The 3,391-nt window shown below is 73.0% G+C and carries 4 protein-coding genes; 3 read left to right on the top strand and 1 reads right to left on the bottom strand.

Going from position 1 to position 3,391, the window contains the following annotated elements:
- From ruvX to ACFRCR_RS17810, 3 genes are all read left to right on the top strand, one after another.
- On the top strand, positions 1 to 503 hold a 503-nt coding region (gene ruvX / locus ACFRCR_RS17820; RefSeq protein ID WP_377679434.1), incomplete at its 5' end, for a Holliday junction resolvase RuvX.
- A 55-nt stretch (positions 504 to 558) separates the two neighbouring features.
- Positions 559 to 1,701 (top strand): endolytic transglycosylase MltG, encoded by a 1,143-nt coding sequence (gene mltG / locus ACFRCR_RS17815; protein ID WP_377679432.1) that lies wholly within the window; start codon positions 559 to 561, stop codon positions 1,699 to 1,701.
- Positions 1,698 to 2,579, top strand: coding sequence for a shikimate dehydrogenase (locus tag ACFRCR_RS17810; protein ID WP_377679430.1), 882 nt, complete (start codon positions 1,698 to 1,700; stop codon positions 2,577 to 2,579). Before mltG ends, ACFRCR_RS17810 begins: the two co-directional genes overlap by 4 nt.
- A 31-nt stretch (positions 2,580 to 2,610) precedes the next feature.
- Here ACFRCR_RS17810 and ACFRCR_RS17805 read toward each other — a convergent pair whose 3' ends face one another.
- Positions 2,611 to 3,330, bottom strand: a complete 720-nt coding sequence (locus tag ACFRCR_RS17805; RefSeq protein WP_377679428.1) for a prepilin peptidase — start codon at positions 3,328 to 3,330, stop codon at positions 2,611 to 2,613.
- Positions 3,331 to 3,391: the final 61 nt, after the last annotated feature.

Raw genomic sequence — 3,391 nt, 5'->3', positions numbered from 1 at the left:
CCCCTCTCCCGAGGGGGGCCCGCCTGGGCGTCGACGTGGGCAGCGTGCGTGTGGGGCTCGCCGCGAGCGACCCCGACGGCCTCATCGCGACCCCCGTCGAGACCCTTCCCCGGGACACGAAGACACTGCCCTCGGCCCCCGAGGACGCGGTGGTCACCTTCCCGAGCGACGTCGCGCGGATCGCGGCGGAAGTGGAGCAACGGGGTGCACGTGTGGTGTACGTCGGGCTTCCTCGGCACCTTTCCGGCGCGGAGGGTGCCGCCACCGCGGCCGCACGTGCGTACGCTGGACTGGTGGCACGTGCCGTCGCACCCGTCCCGGTGCACCTCGTCGACGAACGCATGACGACCGTGAGCGCCCACCAGGCGCTGCGGGCGTCGGGGCGCGCCGGACGCAAGCAGCGCTCTGTCGTCGACCAGGCGGCGGCAGTTATCATCCTCCAGACCGCTCTGGACCGCGAGCGGAGCGCGGGGGCGCGCGCCGGAGAGTACGTAGAACGTTGATCGTTGCGTCGTGGCAAGGACCGCCGCGCGCACACCCGTCAGGAGGCAGCCTCCCGTGACCGACCTATTCGACCGCCCACCGGTGCAGCAACAACCACCGTCGCGGGCGACCCGTTCGGGGAGCCGAGACCGTCGCGCCGCGAAGAAGCGCGCGCAGCGACGGCGTCGCCGCACCGTGATCGTGGTGCTCGCGCTGGTCCTGGTGGGCGGGGCCGGGTACTACCTGGTCAACAACGCCTCGAGCCTGCTGGGCTTCGAGAACCCCTTCAGCGCCTCGGACTACGAGGGGCAGGGGGTCGAGCCCGTCGACGTCACGATCGAGCCGCAGTCGACGGGCGCGGACATCGGGGAGACGCTCGTCGAGGCGGGCGTCGTGAAGTCGTCCGGCGCGTTCGTCAAGGCCTTCAAGGCGAACCCGGACGCAGGCAAGATCCAGCCCGGCAACTACACGCTGCTCACCGAGATGAAGGCGTCCGCCGCGATCACGTTGCTGCTCTCCAAGGAGAGCAAGAACGAGATGAAGCTGACGGTCCCGGAGGGGTTCACCACCGCTCAGGTCATCGAACGTGCCGTCTCGGTCACCGGTAGGTCCCAGGAGGACTTCACCGCTGCCATGGCGGATCCCGCCGCGGTGGGGCTGCCTGCCGAGGCCGGAGGGAACTACGAAGGGTGGTTCTTCCCTTCGACCTACCTGCTGGCCCCGGACGACACGGCCCAGACCATCGTGGCCAACATGATCGCCACCACCGTGGCCAACCTCGACTCGCTGGGCGTCGCGCCTGCCGACCGCCAGCAGGTGATCGTCAAGGCGTCGCTGGTCGAGCGTGAGGCCAAGGCAGACGAGGACCGACCGAAGATGGCGCGGGCGATCCAGAACCGTCTCGAGCGGGACATGACCCTCGACATCGACGCCGCGGTGGCGTACGGCCTGGGCAGGTCGGGGACGACGATCAGCCTCGCGGACACCCGTGACCCGAGCAACGTCTACAACACCTACCAGCACAAGGGGCTGCCGCCCGGGCCGATCGCCTCCCCGGGCATGAAGTCGATCGAGGCCGTGCTCAACCCGGAGCCGGGTGACTGGATCTTCTGGGTCGCCGTCAACCTCGACACGGGAGAGACCAAGTTCTCGTCCACGAACGCCGAGCACGAGCGCTACAAGGCGGAGCTCAGGCAGTGGCAGAGGGAGAACCCGTGACGGTCGGCGCCGTGTGCCGCGCCGCCGTCCTGGGCCATCCCGTCGCCCACTCGCTCTCACCCGTCCTGCACTCGGCCGCGTACCGCGCGCTGGGGCTGGACGGGTGGGAGTACACCGCGATCGACGTCACCGAGGAGCAGCTGTCCGGCTTCGTCGAGGGCCTCGACGAGAGCTGGGCCGGGCTGAGCCTGACCATGCCGCTCAAGCAGGTCGTCCTGCCCCTCCTCGACCACGTCGAGCCGCTCGCGGGCGTCGTGGGTGCCGTGAACACGGTCCTGTTCCAGCCCACGGGCTCGGCGCGCACGCTCGTGGGTGCCAACACCGACGTCCAGGGCCTCGTGTCCGCTCTGCGCGAGGGGCTGGGTGGCCGTGCGGTCGGCTCGGCCGTGGTGCTCGGAGCGGGCGCCACCGCGGCCTCGACCCTGGCGGCGCTCGCCGAGCTCGGCTGCACGACCCCGACCGTCCTGGTGCGATCGCTCGGACGCACGGGCGGGTTGCAGCGTGCCGCGCACCGCATGGGGGTCGCCCCGCGGTTCGTGGTGCTCGACCCGGCGTCGCCGCTCGTGGCGCAGGCTGACGTGGTCGTCTCGACGCTGCCCTCCGGGGCGGCGGACCCGGTCGCCGACGCTCTCGCGGTAAAGACAGCCGCCGGGGCTCCGGCTCCTCGGGGCGTGCTGCTCGACGTGGTCTACGACCCCCGCCCGACGGCGCTCTCCCGCGCCTGGGCGCAGGCCGGCGCCACCGTGGTGGGCGGCGAGCGCATGCTCCTGCACCAGGCCGCCGAGCAGGTACGGCTCATGACAGGCCACGTCGCGCCCCTGGCGGCGATGGCCGAGGCCCTCGAGGCGGCTCTCGCGCCGAGCGCCGCCAGGACCTGAGACCCGGGGTCGCGGCCGGCGCTGCGCACGCTCAGCCCAGCAGCAGCGCCTCGCCGAGCACCGAGCGACCGCCCATCAGGCCGACCAGCGCGCCCACGAGCATGAACGGGCCGAACGGGATCGCCGAGCGTCGTCCTGCCCGCCTCGTGGCGAGCAGGACGACAGCCCAGGTACCGCCGAGGAAGAAGGCCGCGCTCGCCCCCACGGCGAGCTCGGCCCACCCGCACCACGCGAGCACCGCGCCGATCAGCCCGGCGAGCTTTACGTCGCCGAAGCCCAGCCCCGACGGGGCGAGGGCCAGCAGGAAGTACGCGCCGTAGAGCCCCAGACCGCCGGCCAGGGCGCGGACGAGCGCGCCGCCGTCGGGCCCGAGAAGGCCGGCCAGGCCCAGCAGCACCGCCAGGACCGGGTAGGACGGCAGCACCAGGGCGTCCGGGAGACGGTGCGTACGGGCGTCGATCACGGCGAGCGCCGACCCGACGAGCGCGAGGTACCCGGCCGCGGGAAGCACCACCACGGGGTGACCCGCGCCCCACGCCACCATGACCGTGGCGGGCACGGCCACCGCCGTCACCACGAGGACCGCGCGACGGTGCGGGCGCACCTCGGCCGCGGCCCGGCGCCAGGTCCGGACGGGCCGACGCGCGGTCGTCAGGTCCGGCGGGTCCGGCGCACCGACGCCCGGGCTCGTCTCGACGGCACCGTCCTGCCCCGGCACGACGACCGGACCCCCGCCCCCTGCGTTCGTCACCCGGCGAACCTAGCGCAGCGGGCCGCACCTGGGCAGCCGTCCTCCACAGGCTGTCCAGGTG

The organism is Oerskovia sp. NPDC056781, assembly GCF_042789955.1.
Classification (GTDB): Bacteria; Actinomycetota; Actinomycetes; order Actinomycetales; family Cellulomonadaceae; genus Oerskovia; species Oerskovia rustica.
The sequence above is the reverse complement of the archived record's forward strand: the minus strand, read 5'-3'. Positions and strand labels throughout refer to the sequence as shown.